At 68.0% G+C, this 15,173-nt stretch carries 13 protein-coding genes; 6 read left to right on the top strand and 7 right to left on the bottom strand.

Translation table 11 applies throughout. The features are described 5' to 3' along the window. Positions 1–59: 59 nt before the first annotated feature. The 6 genes from GX543_RS02385 to GX543_RS02410 are packed head-to-tail and all read right to left on the bottom strand — an operon-like array spanning position 60 to position 6,327. A complete protein-coding gene (locus GX543_RS02385; protein WP_290849526.1) occupies positions 60–1,466 on the bottom strand; it encodes a class II fumarate hydratase in 1,407 nt (468 codons plus the stop codon). 51 nt (positions 1,467–1,517) lie between these two features. Beyond that, positions 1,518–2,495: a siderophore-interacting protein gene (locus GX543_RS02390; RefSeq protein WP_290849527.1), complete on the bottom strand. Its 978-nt coding sequence runs from the start codon at positions 2,493–2,495 to the stop codon at positions 1,518–1,520. Then, positions 2,482–3,285, bottom strand: a complete 804-nt coding sequence (locus GX543_RS02395; RefSeq protein ID WP_290849528.1) for an ABC transporter ATP-binding protein — start codon at positions 3,283–3,285, stop codon at positions 2,482–2,484. Before GX543_RS02395 ends, GX543_RS02390 begins: the two co-directional genes overlap by 14 nt. Next, complete coding sequence (locus GX543_RS02400; protein ID WP_290849529.1) at positions 3,282–4,313, bottom strand: iron ABC transporter permease; 1,032 nt, start codon at positions 4,311–4,313, stop codon at positions 3,282–3,284. Before GX543_RS02400 ends, GX543_RS02395 begins: the two co-directional genes overlap by 4 nt. Then, complete coding sequence (locus GX543_RS02405; protein WP_290849530.1) at positions 4,310–5,314, bottom strand: iron ABC transporter permease; 1,005 nt, start codon at positions 5,312–5,314, stop codon at positions 4,310–4,312. The genes GX543_RS02400 and GX543_RS02405 overlap by 4 nt, the downstream gene beginning before the upstream one ends. Continuing rightward, positions 5,311–6,327: an iron-siderophore ABC transporter substrate-binding protein gene (locus GX543_RS02410; protein ID WP_290849531.1), complete on the bottom strand. Its 1,017-nt coding sequence runs from the start codon at positions 6,325–6,327 to the stop codon at positions 5,311–5,313. The genes GX543_RS02405 and GX543_RS02410 overlap by 4 nt, the downstream gene beginning before the upstream one ends. Before the next feature lie 176 nt (positions 6,328–6,503). Here GX543_RS02410 and nagE point away from each other — a divergent pair, with 176 nt between their 5' ends. Further along, positions 6,504–8,579 (top strand): N-acetylglucosamine-specific PTS transporter subunit IIBC, encoded by a 2,076-nt coding sequence (gene nagE / locus GX543_RS02415; protein WP_290849532.1) that lies wholly within the window; start codon positions 6,504–6,506, stop codon positions 8,577–8,579. 19 nt (positions 8,580–8,598) lie between these two features. Here the strand turns inward: nagE and GX543_RS02420 are convergent, their stop codons facing one another. Then, positions 8,599–9,213 (bottom strand): phosphoribosylanthranilate isomerase, encoded by a 615-nt coding sequence (locus GX543_RS02420; protein ID WP_290849533.1) that lies wholly within the window; start codon positions 9,211–9,213, stop codon positions 8,599–8,601. Between the two features lie 122 nt (positions 9,214–9,335). Here GX543_RS02420 and GX543_RS02425 point away from each other — a divergent pair, with 122 nt between their 5' ends. The 5 genes from GX543_RS02425 to GX543_RS02445 all read left to right on the top strand — a co-directional run bounded on the left by GX543_RS02425 (position 9,336) and on the right by GX543_RS02445 (position 15,006). Continuing rightward, complete coding sequence (locus GX543_RS02425) at positions 9,336–9,947, top strand: TetR/AcrR family transcriptional regulator (protein WP_290849535.1); 612 nt, start codon at positions 9,336–9,338, stop codon at positions 9,945–9,947. 85 nt (positions 9,948–10,032) lie between these two features. After that, the gene (locus GX543_RS02430) at positions 10,033–11,190 is read left to right on the top strand and encodes an acyl-CoA dehydrogenase family protein (protein WP_290849537.1); all 1,158 of its coding nucleotides are present in this window, start codon (positions 10,033–10,035) and stop codon (positions 11,188–11,190) included. Positions 11,191–11,375: 185 nt separating this feature from the next. Further along, positions 11,376–13,625 carry an MMPL family transporter gene (locus GX543_RS02435; protein ID WP_290849539.1) on the top strand — a complete coding sequence of 750 codons (2,250 nt, stop codon included), beginning with the start codon at positions 11,376–11,378 and terminating at the stop codon, positions 13,623–13,625. Between the two features lie 9 nt (positions 13,626–13,634). After that, positions 13,635–14,264, top strand: coding sequence for a TetR family transcriptional regulator (locus GX543_RS02440; protein WP_290849541.1), 630 nt, complete (start codon positions 13,635–13,637; stop codon positions 14,262–14,264). Between the two features lie 43 nt (positions 14,265–14,307). Next, positions 14,308–15,006, top strand: a complete 699-nt coding sequence (locus GX543_RS02445; protein ID WP_290849542.1) for a hypothetical protein — start codon at positions 14,308–14,310, stop codon at positions 15,004–15,006. Positions 15,007–15,173 lie beyond the last annotated feature (167 nt).

Genomic DNA, 15,173 nt, shown 5'->3' on the forward strand with positions numbered 1-15,173 from the left:
CAACTTCGGCGACTTTCCGGTTCCTGTGAACCGGAAAGTCGCCGAAGTTGTCCAAAGAATCAGCGCTCGCGGTCGACGTTCGCCATCTTCAGCACGTCGAGGCGACGATCGAGCTCCGCTTCCGACAACTCGTCGCCGATCAGCCCGCGATCGATCACCGTCTGGCGAATGGTCTTGCCCTCGCGCAGCGCCTCCTTGGCGACGGCGGCGGCCTCCTCGTAGCCGATGGCCGAGTTCAGCGGCGTCACGATCGACGGCGATGACTCCGCCAGCGTGCGCAGACGCTCCTCGTTCGCGACGAGTCCGGTGATGCACCTGTCGGCGAACAACCGCGAGACATTGGCCAACAGGGTCACCGACTCCAGCACGTTGCGCGCCATCATCGGGATGTAGACGTTGAGCTCGAACGCGCCGTTGCCACCGCCCCAGGTCACCGCGGCGTCGTTGCCGATCACCTGCGCCGCCACCTGCGTCACCGCTTCGGGCAGCACCGGATTCACTTTGCCGGGCATGATCGAGCTGCCGGGCTGCAGGTCGGGAAGGCTGATCTCGCCGAGGCCGGTGAGCGGCCCCGACCCCATCCAGCGGACGTCGTTGGCGATCTTGGTGAGCGAGACGGCAATGGTCTTGAGCTGGCCCGACAGTTCCACTAGACCGTCGCGCGCCGCCTGGGCCTCAAAATTGTCGCGCGCCAGCGTGAGGTCGTCCACGCCGGTGAGGCGGACGAGTTCGGCCACCACCCGCGAACCGAAGCCCTCGGGCGCGTTCAGTCCGGTGCCGACGGCGGTCCCGCCGATGGGCAGTTCGCCGACCCGCGGCAGCGCCGACCGGAGTCGCTCGACACCGGCCTCCACCTGGCGCGCGTAGCCGCCGAACTCCTGACCTAGGGTCACCGGGACCGCATCCATCAGGTGGGTGCGGCCCGACTTCACCACGGTCCGCCACTCCGCCGACTTCGCCGCCAGCGCGGCGTTCAGATGATCGAGCGCGGGAATCAGGTCGCGCTCCACGGCTTCCGTCGCCGCGACGTGCGTGGCGGTCGGGAAGGTGTCGTTGGAGCTCTGCGACATGTTGACGTCGTCGTTGGGATGCACCGTGGCACCGTTCCGCGCGGCGATCGACGCGATCACCTCGTTGACGTTCATGTTCGACGACGTCCCCGACCCGGTCTGGAACACGTCGATCGGGAACTGGTCGTCGTGCAGGCCGTCGGCGATCTCGCGCGCCGCGGCGATGATCGCGTCGGCCTTGGCCGGATCGAGCAATCCGAGATCGCGGTTCACCTGCGCGGTGGCGGCCTTCAGCAGGCCAAGCGCACGGATCTGCGTGCGTTCGAGCGGGCGGAAGCTGATCGGAAAGTTCTCGACCGCGCGTTGGGTCTGCGCGCGCCACAGTGCGGCCGCGGGCACCCGCACCTCACCCATCGTGTCGTGTTCGATTCGGTAGTCGTCAGATTCAGTGGCCATGTCTGGTCCAACCAATCGGTGCTGGCGAATGTTCCAGTCGTTCCTCACGCCTCAGCCCTTCATCGCGACGCCCTCACGCCAGTAGCCCATGAAGGCCACCTGCGCACGCGGGATCCCGAGGTCCTTCACGAGCCGCCGACGCAAGGTCGTCACCATGCGGCTCTCGCCCGCGATCCAGAAGTAGTAGGCCGCCGCCGACACCGCACCGTCGAGATCCTCCCCCAACCGCGAGAACGTCGGCGTCTCCCAGACGAGTTCGTCGCCGGGGGCGTCGATCATCCCGTCGAGGTCGTCGCCGATGGAAGCGCCCGCCTCCCCGAGATGCCCCAGCACCGCGGGATGCAGTCTCTCGCCGTGCGCGGCCCCGTCACGCGGCAGCCAGTGCACGGCGACCCCCTCGGGCCCGTCGATCCGCTGAGCGTCGTCGGCCTGCGGGATCTCGATGTACGCCACCCCGCACAGCTCGGGAGGAGCATCGGCGAGGATCCGCGCGATCGCGGGAGCGGCCGTCTCGTCACCCGCCAGCAGCACCTGCCGAGCAGATCCGGGCAGGTACTCGACCCCGCCGCCGTCGTGCCGCCCGCGGCGCGGGCCCACCACGATCAGCTCGTCGCCCACCGCCGCGGCAGCCGCCCACGACGACGCCGGTCCGGTCTTTCCCGGTACCAGGTGCAGGACGAAGTCGACGTCGACGGCGGTGCGCCCGTCGGCGTCGAGCCGGATGTCGCGCACCGAGTAGGTGCGCATGGAGCCGCGCTCGGTCTCTCCGATGGCGAGCCACTCCCGATACCAGTCGGCGCCGCCACCGACCTCCGGCAGCACACCCGACGCGGGCGGGAAGATCAGCTTCACCCGCTGGTCGAAGGTGGCACCGGGGTTCCCGAAGTCGGCGAGCCGATCGCCGACGAGGGTGACGCGGACGAAGTTCGACGACAGCCGCTGCACCCGACCGACCGCGACGCGCAGCACGACATACGGATGATCATCCACGGCGGGCTCGCCACCTCGGCGGTCTTCAGTGATGGACATGGTGCCTCCCAATCGGCATGACGGCGGGTTTCCCGGAGACGGGATCTTGCAGGATTCGACTGTGGAGACCGAACACCTCGTGGACGAGTTCGGACGAGACCACGTCCGCGGGTGCGCCCTGGGCGTGCAGCCGCCCTTGGCGCATCGCGATGAGCTGGTCGGAGTAGCGCGCGGCCAGATTGAGATCGTGCAGCACCATGACGATCGTGGTGCCGCGCGCGGCCCGCAGATCGGTGAGCAGGTCGAGCACCTCCACCTGGTGGGCCACGTCGAGGAAGGTGGTCGGCTCGTCGAGCAGCAGGACGTCGGTCTCCTGCGCCAACGCCATGGCGATCCACGCGCGCTGTCGCTGTCCGCCGGAGAGCTCGTCGACGGAGCGGTCGGCGAGGTCGGCGATGCCGGTGGCGTCGAGCGCATCGGCGACGGCCGCGTAGTCGTGTGCTCCCCATCGAGCGAACGGTCGCTGGTGCGGGTGGCGGCCGCGGCCGACGAGGTCGGCGACGGTGATGCCCTCGGGCGCCACCGGACTCTGCGGCAACAGCCCCAGGACGCGCGCCACCTCACGCGACTTCCTCGACGAGATGTCCCTGCCGTCGAGGACGACCTGCCCGGACACCGGTGCGAGCAGCCGAGCCAGAGCGCGCAGCAGCGTCGACTTTCCGCAGCCGTTGGCCCCGACGATCGACGTGATCTGTCCCGCGGGGACGTGAAGGTCGAGGCCGTCCACGATCGTGCGGTCGCCGTACGACAACCGCACGTTCTCCGCGACCAGGGTGTGCTGAGCCGTCACAGGGTTCCTCCCGAGCGGTTGACGCGAATGAGCAGATAGATGAGGAAGGGCGCACCGAGCACTCCGGTCACCACGCCGACCGGATACCGATGCGGCAGCGCGAACTGGCCGATCAGGTCGGCCGACATGACAAGCAGCGCGCCCACCAGCCCGGCTGGCAACAGCGGGGTCCCGCCGGCCTTCGGCAGCAGCCGAGCTGCAATCGGCCCGGACATGAAGGCCACGAACGAGATGGGGCCCGCGCCTGCGGTCGCGAATGCGAGCAGGACCACCGCCCCGAAGACGTACAGCAGCCGCATGCGTTCGGTGCCCACCCCGAGTCCGGCGGCGGTGTCATCGCCGAGGCGGAGCGCATCCACGTCGCGCGACCGGTAGAGCATCAGCGGCACGACAACCGCGGTCACTGCGGCGAGCGGCACCACCCGGTCCCACGACGGATCGCCGAGGCTGCCGGTGATCCATCGGAACGCGACGGCGATGTCCCATTCCGATGCGCGAGCCAGGGTGTACGACACGACGCTGCTGAGCATGGCCGCCAAGCCGATCCCGATCAGGATCAGGCGGGTGGCCGCGAAGCCGCCGTTCATCGACAGTCCGTACACCGCGGCGGCCGCGGCGAGTGCTCCCAGCAGGGCGACGATCGAGACCGCGGGGCCGGTCAGTCCGACCACCACGATCCCGAGTACCGCCGCCGCCGACGCACCCCACGAGATGCCGATGATGTCCGGCGACGCCAGCGGATTGCGCAGCAGGGTCTGGAAGGTGACGCCCGCGAGACCGAACGCGAAGCCGTTCAGGGCCGCGAGGCACGCGCGCGGCAGTCGGAGCTCAGCGATGGTGAAGCTCGCGCCCGGCACCTGCTGTCCGCCGAGCACGGCGAAGACGGTGTCGAGGTAGTAGAACTTCTGCCCCACCATCAGCGACACGACGAACAGCACTGCCACCAGTGCGCCCAGGACGGCGGTGATGAGGGCCGTTCGGCGTCGGCGCGCGGCGCGGCCGGACGTGACCGTCGCGAGCGTCGTCATAGTTCACGCACCTTCTGCCGTCGAACGATCCAAATGAAGAACGGCGCCCCGATGATCGCGGTGACGACCCCGACGTCCACCTCTTCCGGCCGCGCCACCACGCGTCCGACGACGTCAGCGAGCACCAGCAGCGACGCCCCGGCAAGGGCGACGAACGGCAGCAGCCACCGATGGTCGGTCCCGATGATCGCGCGGCACGCGTGCGGCACCAGCAGCCCGACGAATCCGATCGGTCCGGCGATCGCCGTGGCGGCGCCGGCCAGGACCACCGCGCCGATGCCGGTGACGAGTCGGGTGCGTGCCACGTTCTCACCAAGGCCGGTGGCGACGTCGTCGCCCAACGCCAGCGAGTTCATGCCGCGGGCGCAGCCGAAGGTCGCGATCGCACCGACCAGCAGGACCGGGACCAGCGCTGCGATCCGGTTCCACTCCGCACCGCCGACGCCGCCGACCTGCCAGTGCGCGAACGTGGCCATCACATCCACGCGCGGCAGCAGGACCGCGCTGATCAGGCACGTCAGTGCCGCGGCCGTCGCCGCGCCGGACAGCGCCAGTTTCAGCGGGGTGGCCCCGCCGCGGCCCATGGACCCGATCGCGTACACCAGGACCGCCGTCACGGCGGCGCCGGCGATCGCGACGACGATGAAGGTCGACGGGCTGCTCAGCCCGAAGAACACCAGACCGACGACCACCGCGAGGGACGCGCCACCCGAGATGCCCAGGATCGCCGGGTCGGCCACCGGGTTGCGGGTCACCGCCTGCATTCCCGCACCGGCCAGGGCGAGCGCCGCGCCGACCGCGATCGCGAGCACCGTGCGCGGCACCCGCTTGACGATCGCGGCCTCGGCGATCGAGTCGGCGGATCCGAACAGCGCGCCGCCGATCTCGTCGAGCGAGACCTCGCGGCTGCCGAAGGCGATGGAGATGCCGAACAGCACCACCAGCACCGCGACGCCCACCGCCAGCAGGAAGAGCCGCCCAGTGGTCTGTGTGCGACTCAAGACTGCTTGAGCCCTGCGGCCAAGAGGTCGAAGTACGCGGTGATGTTCGACGGGATCGACAGCGCGGTGGGGTTCGACGCCGCAGCGAGCGGGGTCTCGTTCTGCAGGATCGCCACGCGCCCGGCCGCGATCGCCGGGATCTTGCCGAGCAGCGGGTCGGCCTGCAACTGCGCGAGAGTCTTATCGTCGCCATAGGTGACGATGAGGTCGACGTCGGCGAACTCGTCGGCCCGCTCGGCGCTGACCTGCTGGAAGAACTCCGGTGACGACTTACTCGCAGTCTCGACGACCGCCGGAACCGGCAGCCCCGCGGACTTCAGGAACTCCGCACGCGGATCGTTGAGCGTGTAGTAGCCGATCTGACTCATGTCGGTCGGATCCAGGTACGCGAACAGCGTCTTCGCGTTCCGCAGGTCGGGATGTGCGGCGACGGCCGCATCGACGTGCCCGTTCAGGGTCTCGATCAGCTTCGTGCCGTCGCCTTCGCGTCCCATGGCCGTGGCGTTGACAGCGATGGTGTCGTCCCACGTGGTGCCCCACGGCGTGGTCGGATACGCGACCACCGGCGCGATCTTGTTCAGTTTGTCGAACTGCTCGCGGGTGAGGCCGGAGTAGGCCGCCAGGATCACGTCCGGTTCCGTCGCCGCGACGGCCTCGTAGTCGGGGCCGTCGGTCTCGTCGTAGACCGCCGGGGTCGGCGCGCCGAGCTCGGTCAGCTTCTTCTCGACCCACGGCAGGATCCCGTCGCCGTCGTCGTCGCCCCAGGTGGCCTTGGCCATCCCGACGGGCACCACGCCGAGGGCCAGCGGCACCTCCTGGTTGGCCCAGCCGACAGTGGCGATGCGATCGGCCGACTCGATCACCGTGGACCCGAAGGCGTGGTCCACGGTGATCGGGAACCCGGTGCCGCCGGTGTCGGCCGCACCCGTTTCGGCGTCGGGCGACGAACACGCGGCCACCGAGAGGACGGCGGCGGCAGCAACGAGCAGGCCGAGATTTCGACGAAATGACATGAATGGTCGCTTTCCGATAATTGTCTTAGGTCAGCCTATCTTTGTTAAGGCTGCCCTAATGTAACACCCTGAGTCCATCGGCTTCGAATGCCCTCCCGACCCGAGGTCGCCAGGATAAAGTCCGGAGCGAGCACACCCTCCGTTGGCAGATCGCACGACCGAATGGGAATCGCCCGATGATGAAATTCCTGCAGAACCTCGGCAAATCCATCATGTTGCCGGTGGCGGTTCTGCCCGTCGCCGCCATTCTCGTCGGTATCGCCAACTGGATCATCGGTATCAACGACGGCAAGGCGAACGTCGTCACCGCCTTCCTCCAGACCGCCGGCCTGGCCATCCTCAACAACATGGCGCTGCTGTTCGCCGTCGGCGTCTCGATCGGCATGGCCAAGAAGTCCGACGGCACCTCGGCCCTCGCCGGCCTGGTGTCTTGGCTGGTGGTGACCAGCCTGCTCGCGCCCTCGTCGGTGATGGTCCTGCTGAACCGAGGCTTCACCACCGCAGCCGCCAAGGCAGGCGACACCGCCACCAACGGCGCCTCCCTGGTGACCGAGAACGGGCAGCTGATGCTGCAGACGCCGGACGTCAACGCGGCCTTCGCCCCGGGTGCGTTCCAGAACGCGTTCATCGGCATCCTCTGCGGAATCATCGGCGCCGCCTGCTACAACCGCTTCAAGGACGTCCAACTCCCCGACGCGCTGTCGTTCTTCTCGGGCCGCCGCTCCGTCGCCATCGTCACCGCCGGCGTCTCGCTGATCGTCGCGCTGATCCTGCTGTTCATCTGGCCGCTGCTCTACAGCGGCCTGGTCTGGTTCGGTGAGCACATCGTCGAACTCGGCGCGGTGGGCACCGGCCTCTACGGCTTCTTCAACCGCCTGCTGATCCCGTTCGGCCTGCACCACGCGCTCAACTCGGTGTTCTGGTTCGACGTCGCGGGCATCAACGACCTCAACAACTTCCTGTCCGGCAAGGGCGAGTTCGGCATCACCGGCCAGTACATGACCGGCTTCTTCCCGATCATGATGTTCGGCCTGCCGGGTGCGGCGCTGGCCATGTACGTGACGGCCAAGACCACGCGCAAGAAGATCGCCTACGGCATCCTGCTGTCCGGCGCGGTGTCGTCGTTCTTCGTCGGCGTCACCGAGCCGCTGGAGTTCGCGTTCATGTTCCTGGCGCCGTTCCTATTCGTGATCCACGCGCTGTTCATGGGCATCTCGATGGCCATCTCGCAGCTGCTGCCGGTCCGCATGGGCTTCGGCTTCTCCGGAGGCTTCGTCGACCTCGTCCTCAACTGGCAGAATCCGATGGCGCAGAACCCGTGGATCATCATCGTGATGGGCATCGGGTGGTTCTTCATCTACTTCTTCGTCTTCCGCTGGGTGATCTTGAAGTTCCAGCTCAAGACACCCGGCCGCGAGGACGACGACCCGATCGATCCGGACGGCGAGGGCGACGCGTCCGCAGGCTTCATCGGGACCGCGGCCAAGTTCATCGATGCCCTCGGCGGTCGTGCGAACATCACCGAGCTCGACAATTGCGCCACCCGCCTGCGCATGGAGATCGACGACGTCACGAAGGTCGATTCCGGCGCCCTCAAGCGTGCGGGCGCAGCCGGCACCATGAAGCCCGGCGGTCACTCGGTCCAGGTGATCTACGGCCTGAACGTCCAGTTCGTGAAGGACGCGATGGAGAAGATCATGTCCGGCGAGGTGGACCCGAGCACCGTCGAAGCGGCTGTCGAGGCGGTCGATCAGGCCGACGAGGCCGTGCATGCCGCCGAGGAACAGGCCGAGGAGCAGGCAGCGGACCACGCGGGCGACACCACCGTCCTCACCAAGCCCGACGCCAAGACCGTCACGCTCGGGCGCCCGATGCAGGGCTACGCGATCGCCCTGTCGGAGGTCCCGGACAAGACCTTCTCCAGCGGCATGATGGGCCCCGGCGCCGCCATCGTCCCGACCTCCGGCGAGGTCGTCGCTCCGGCCGACGCGACCATCGTGACGGTCTTCCCCACCGGTCACGCCATCGGCATGCGGCTGGCGGACGGCACCGAGGTGCTGGTGCACGTCGGCCTCGACACGGTGAAGATGAAGGGCGACGGCTTCGAGCCGCTGGTGGCGGCCGGCGACTCAGTGACCGCCGGGCAGCCGCTCATCAACGTCGACCTGCAGAAGATCGAGGCGGCGGGCTACCCGACCGTCACCCCGGTGATCGTGATGAACGACAAGACCGCGACCGTCGAGTTCGCCTGACTACTGGTTTCGCGCGACCCTAGGCACTTTTCGCCGCGCGCACGAACCGGGTGATCGCGTCGAGGTCTTTGACGCCCGGCGCGGACTCGACCCCGCTGGAGACGTCCACGCCCCAGGGCCGCGCCTGCGCGATCGCGTCGGCCACATTGTCGGGGTTGAGTCCGCCGGCCAGCAGCCATTGGCCCGACAGTCCGCGGTCGGTCAGCACCGAGAGATCCCAGCGTTCGCCCGAGCCCGGTTTGGGTGCGTCCAGCAGTAGTCGCTGCTCGCCGTAGGCGCCGACCGCGAGCGGCGGGTCGTGTGCCAACGACGTTGCCCGCCACAGGGTTCCGAAGGCCTCGGCCGCGGTCGCGAAGTCGGCGGCCGAATAGCTGCCGTGCAGTTGCAGGGCCGTGAAGCCCAAGTCGGCTGCGAGGTGCGCCGCGTCGACGGCGGGCTTGTCGTTGACTACCAGCACGATGTCGAGATCGGCGCCGCCGGCCTCGCGCGCGGCCCGCACCACCGTCGCGGCGACGTCGGCCGAGACGGCCCGCGGACTGGTCTCGTTCATCACCACGCCGATCGCGTCGGCCCCGGCCTCCACGGCGGTCCGCACCGCGTCGACCGTCTTGAGCCCGCACACCTTCACATACATGCCATCGATGGTAGTGCGCCGTCCACGACCACCGGATTTGGTTCCTCCGCCGTAGCACGTGCTACCGTCTCGTCCAGAAATAAGCGATCGCTTAGATTTTTCGAGTGGAACGGAGGCCGACCATGTCCGACGACCCGCGCGCCGCCGACCCGTCGAGCAAGTCCGAGCAGACCCGGCGTCGACTCCGCGAGGGCGCGATGGCGTCGTTCTCCGTCCTCGGATTCCATGGCACCAGCACCCGCCACATCGCGACCGCCGCGGGCATGAGCCCGGCCGCCGTGTACGTGCACTACAAGTCGAAGGAAGAGCTCCTCTACCGGATCTCCCTGGTCGGCCACCAGGCCATCCTCGCGGTGGTGCGCGAAGCGGCCGAGAGTTCCGCCGACCCCGTCGAGCAGTTGCGCGCCTTCGCCTACGCGCTGGCCAAGCATCACGCGGACGAGCACGTGAGCGCCCGCGTGGTGAACTACGAGCTCGCCGCCCTGGAGCCCGACCACCACGCCGAGATCATCGCGCTCCGCAAACAGATCGACGACGTCGTCGACGAGATCCTGCAGCGCGGCATCGACGCGGGCGCCTTCCGCACCACGAGCCCGCGGATGGCGGCCGTCGCGATCGTCGGCAGTTGCATCGACATCGCCCGATGGTTCCGCGACGACGGCTCGTGGTCGCCCGCCGACGTCGGCGAGTTCTACGCCGACGCCGCCGTCCGCATCGCGGGCGTGGCCACCTGACCCCGGCCCCGAACCAGCCCTGTTCAACCAGCCCAGTTCCAAATCCCAACCCCCCAAGTAGCCCCAGAAATAAGGAGGTGGCGCCGTGCGCCGCGACATTTACAACGAAGACCACGACGCGTTCCGCGAGACCGTCCGCGCGTTCATCGAGTCCCAGATCGTGCCCGTGTACGACCAGTGGCTCGAAGAGGGCATCGTGCCCCGCGACTTCTACCTGAAGGTCGGCGAGCTCGGCCTGTTCGGCATCGAGGTCCCGGAGGAGTACGGCGGCGCAGGCATCGACTCGTACAAGTTCGAAGCCGTCATCACCGAGGAGATGGCCCGCGCCGGCGTCAGCCTCGGCGGCAGCGCAGCACACATCCCGCTGTGCCTGCCCTACCTCCTCAAGCATGCCAACGACGAGCAGAAGCAGCGCTGGCTCCCGGGCATGGCCTCGGGTGAGCTCATGTGGGCCATCGCCATGACCGAGCCCGGCACCGGCTCGGACCTGGCGGGCATGAAGACCACCGCGAAGCTCTCCGAGGACGGCAGCCACTACGTCCTCAACGGCGCCAAGACCTTCATCACCGGCGGCGTCAACGCCGACCGCGTGATCGTCTGCGCCCGCACCTCGGCTCCCAGCGAGACCGACCGCCGCTTCGGCATCACCCTCCTCGTGGTCGACACCAAGGCCGAGGGTTACGCCGTCGGACGCAAGCTCGACAAGCTGGGCCTGCGCACCTCCGACACCGCCGAGCTCTCGTTCACCGACGTGAAGGTCCCCGTGGAGGACCTCCTCGGCGAGGAGAACCAGGGCTTCTACTACCTGGGTCAGCACCTGCCTCGCGAGCGCCTGTCGATCGCGGTCAGCGCCTACGCGCAGGCCGTCGCCGCCATTCGCTTCGCGAAGGACTACACCACCGAGCGCATGGTGTTCGGCAAGCCCGTCGCCTCGTTCCAGAACTCGAAGTTCGAGCTCGCCGCGTGCCAGGCCCAGGCCGACGCCATGGAGGCCGTAGTCGACCGCTGCCTCGAGGCCTACGACCGCAAGGAGCTGACCGCCGCCGACGCCGCTTCGGCCAAGCTGTTCTGCACCGAGGCCGCCGCCGACGTGATCGACCGCTGCCTCCAGCTGCACGGCGGCTACGGCTACATGAACGAGTACCCGATCGCTCGCCTGTACGCAGACAACCGCGTCAACCGCATCTACGGCGGCACCAGCGAAGTGATGCGCTCGATCATCGCCAAGAACATGGGCCTGTAGTCCCAGGCCAGAACCGCAGTTCAAACCCACACCGACCGCGTGCGGGGTGGGCGTCGCAAGGCGCCCGCTCCGCACGCGGTCGCGTTGTTCGTGGGGTGCGCCACTGCGAACCTCAATGAGTCTGCTGCCTCACTCGAGGTACTACCCCCTTGCGCAATAAGTGTTAGTCACTAACAATCGTTAGCATGTCCTCAATTCTTTTCCGCGTCGGACGGTTCTCATTCCGGCACAAGTGGTGGGTGCTCGCAGCCTGGGTGGCCGCTCTCGCGGTAGTCCTCAGCCTGGTCGGCGCCCTGAGCCCGAAGTTCTCGCAGGACTTCGACCTCCCCGGCACCGACGGCGGCATCGCCATGGAGCAGATGACCGAGGAGTTCCCGCAGCTCACCGAGCAGTTGGAGAAGCCGACCACCACGGTCGTGGTTCAGGCCGACGACGGCCTCGCCGCGCATGCGGGTGAGATCGACGCGCTCGTCGCCGGCCTGCAGGGACTCGACGAGGTTCAGAAGGACTCCGTCGTCAGCCCGCTGATGGTCGCCGCGGCCAAACCGGAGATGGCCGCGCAGGTGATCGGTGACAACGGCACGGTCGGTCTCATCAGCGTCACGCAGAACGTCAACATGATGGACGTCGACGCGAAGGTGAAGGAGCAGTTGGTCGACGTCGTCGCCGAGCACCGCGGCGACGGATTGAAGGTCGAGGCCATGGGCGGCGTGATGTCCGCGATGGAAGCGGGCGGCACCGCTGAGCTCATCGGCTTCGCCATCGCCTTCGTGATCATGATCGTCGCGTTCGGCGCGCTGGTCGCCGCCTTCATCCCGCTCGTGACCGGCATCGTCGGCGTCATGCTCACGATGATGCTGGTGACGCTGAGTGCCGAGGTCCTCTCGATCAACCAGGCGGCCACCGCCATCATCATGATGCTCGGTATCGCCGTCTGCATCGACTACTCGCTGTTCGTGGTCTCGCGCTATCGCTCGGAGGCCAATCGCGGCGGCAACCGCGACGACGCGGCCGGTCGTGCCGTCGGCACCGCCGGATCGGCGGTCGTGTTCGCCGGCCTCACGGTGATCATCGCCGTCGCCGCGCTGATGGTCATCGGCATCCCGATCATCACCCAGATGGGTCTGGGCGCCGCCCTCGCCATCGTCGTCGCCGTCCTGGCCGCCCTAACCTTCGTCCCCGCCCTCCTCGGCGCCTTCGGCCGCTTCGCCTTCACGCCGCGCATCCCGTGGATCAAGCACGCCGAAGAGCACCCGAGCAAAGACAGCATGGGCATCAAGTTCGGCCGCGCCCTGGTGAAGAAGCCGCTGCCGTTCGTGGTCGCGGCCCTGGCGATCCTCATCGCCGCCGCCGTCCCGATCAAGGGCATGGAACTCGGCATGGACATGACCACCGACGACCAGGTGGCCGCGCAGGCCCTCGTCAAGCAGGGCTTCGGCGAAGGCGTCGGCGGCCAGCTGTTCGTCGTGATGCGCACCGACGACGGGACCATCAACACCGCCGCCGACACCGCCGTCGAGAAGATCAAGGCGATGCCCGGCGTCGCAGGCCCCGAGACCCTCACCTGGATGGGCAACGGCGCCAACCCGCAGAATCCGAATGCGGACGCCACAGCGGCGATGATCGTGGTGACGCCGACCAGTTCACCGTCGTCGACCCAGACCCACGACCTCGTGGAGGAGATCCGCGGGACGTCGGGTCTGATCGAGGAGAAGGGCGCGGAGATTCATGTCGGCGGCGAGACGGCGATCATGTCCGACCTCTCGGCCAAGCTCGACGCCGCCCTGATCCCGTATCTAATCGTGGTGGTCGGACTGGCCTTCCTGATCATGATCGGCGTGTTCCGCTCCATCCTGGTCCCGCTGATCGGCACGCTCGGCTTCGTGTTCTCGATGATCGCCACCTTCGGCATCACCACCGCGATCTTCACCGACGGCGCCCTGGGCCTGATCGACCACACCAAGCCGCTGATCTCGTTCCTGCCGATCTTCCTGATCGGTGTGGTGTTCGGCCTGGCCATGGACTACCAGGTGTTCCTGGTGACCCGCATGCGCGAGGAGTTCATGCACGGGATGAGCGCCAAGGACGCCATCGTCGCCGGCTATCGACACGGCGCCCGCGTGGTCGCCTCGGCCGCAGTGATCATGATCAGCGTCTTCGCCGCCTTCATGCTCGCACCGGACACCACCGCCAAGATGATGGGCTTCGCGCTCGCGATCGCCGTCTTCTTCGACGCCTTCCTGGTGCGCATGATCATCGTCCCGGGAGTCCTGGCGATGCTCGGCGACCGAGCCTGGGGACTGCCGCGCTGGCTCGACAAACTGGTCCTCAACTTCGACATCGAAGGCGAGAAGGTCCGCGACATCGGCCTGCCGGTCACCGAGTCGCAGGTGCCGCTCGACGGCCCCGAACCGACCCCCACCGGGGCGGCATAGGATAGCGGCATGATCGACACTCCGACCGCCGCGGCCCCGGGCACCTGCCCGGGGCCGCGGCCCGGTTTGCGCGAACGACAGAAGGCCCGCACGCGTGCGGACATCCGGTCGGCCGCGTTGGAACTGTTCAAGACCCAGGGCTACGAGGCGACCACCGTCGCCCAGATCGCCGACGCCGCCGACGTCTCGCACACCACGTTCTTCCGGTACTTCCAGTCCAAGGAACAGGTGATCATCAGCGACGATCTCGAGGCCGAACGGGTCGCACTGATGCGGAATCTGAAGCCCGGCCTCAGCGCGTTCGGGGTGGTACGTGAGCTCATCACCCAGATGTTCCAACTCGCCGAGAACGACGAGTGGGCCGCGAACCCCGATCGGTACCTCGTTCTGCACAGCGAACCGGCGCTTCGTGCGACGTATCAGCTGGAATCGGACCGCATCATCTCCGAGGCCACCGAATACCTGGCCGAGTACTTGAATCGGGCACCCGACGACACCTCCCTGCGGGTCTTCGTCGCCGCGGTGTCCGGCGTGGTGTTCCACCTGTCCGAGATCAGCGTGGGTGCCACCGTCCCCCTCGAGGTGTATCTCGAGGCGCTCGACTTCATGGAGCAGGGTTTCCCCCTCACGTCGTCCTGAGAACGACCCCGTTCCCGCACGATCGCGGCAGTAGCCTGAACGTATGAGCGCGGTGTTCCAGGCAATGGCGCAGTATTGGTGGTTGGTGTTCGTCTTCGGCGGGACCATCGGCGGTGCGGTGCGGGCGGTCGGCGCCTGGAACGAGCGGCGTGCCCAACGCAGCCTCGAGCGCTACCGCATCAAGCACGAGACCAAGGCGGCGATCGCGCAGGCCGAGAGTCGCGGACGGGTGGACGCCGAGTCGGTGAAGCGCGAGCTCGCACGAGCGGTGGCCGACCATCAGGCCACCGACGACCGCTGGTTCGCCTACGAGACCGACCTGTCGACCGTCCTCGACTTCCCCATGCTGATCGACATGCGCGAGCCGCTGACCGTCGAGTTCCACCGGACACGGAGCCGCGCCGAGCTCCTGCGGCCCGCCGGCGACGACGTGTCGCCGGACGCCGTCGAGGCCTATCGCGACGCCGTGCACGACTACCGCGCGGCACTGGAAGTCGCGGAGAAGGAGGCCCGCCGCCGCAGGCGAGGCGACTTCGACCAGTCCGAGCAGGAGCGTCTCGCCCGGGCGCAGCGCCTGCTCGATCTCGCAGGCAACGACGGCGCGAGCCCGTCCGAACGCCAGCAGGCCTATGCGCGCGCACGTCGTGAACTCGACGGCCTCATCGACCTGCCGACGGCGGGCTCGGCCGAACTGGAGGAGAAGCTGCGCCTCGCACTCGAATCGGGCGGGACCGACGCCTGATTTGTCGTGACCATCGCATAGGCTCAGCGACGGATACCTCGCTTGACGAACGGAAGTCGCATGGCCAGCAGTGATCGATCAGGAACCACGCTCGGGCGCTATCGCCTGGTCCGATTGATCGGACGCGGCGGGATGGGCGAGGTCTACGAGGCCGTCGACACCGACAA

Source organism: Gordonia sp. (in: high G+C Gram-positive bacteria) (genome assembly GCF_012515855.1).
GTDB lineage: Bacteria > Actinomycetota > Actinomycetes > Mycobacteriales > Mycobacteriaceae > Gordonia.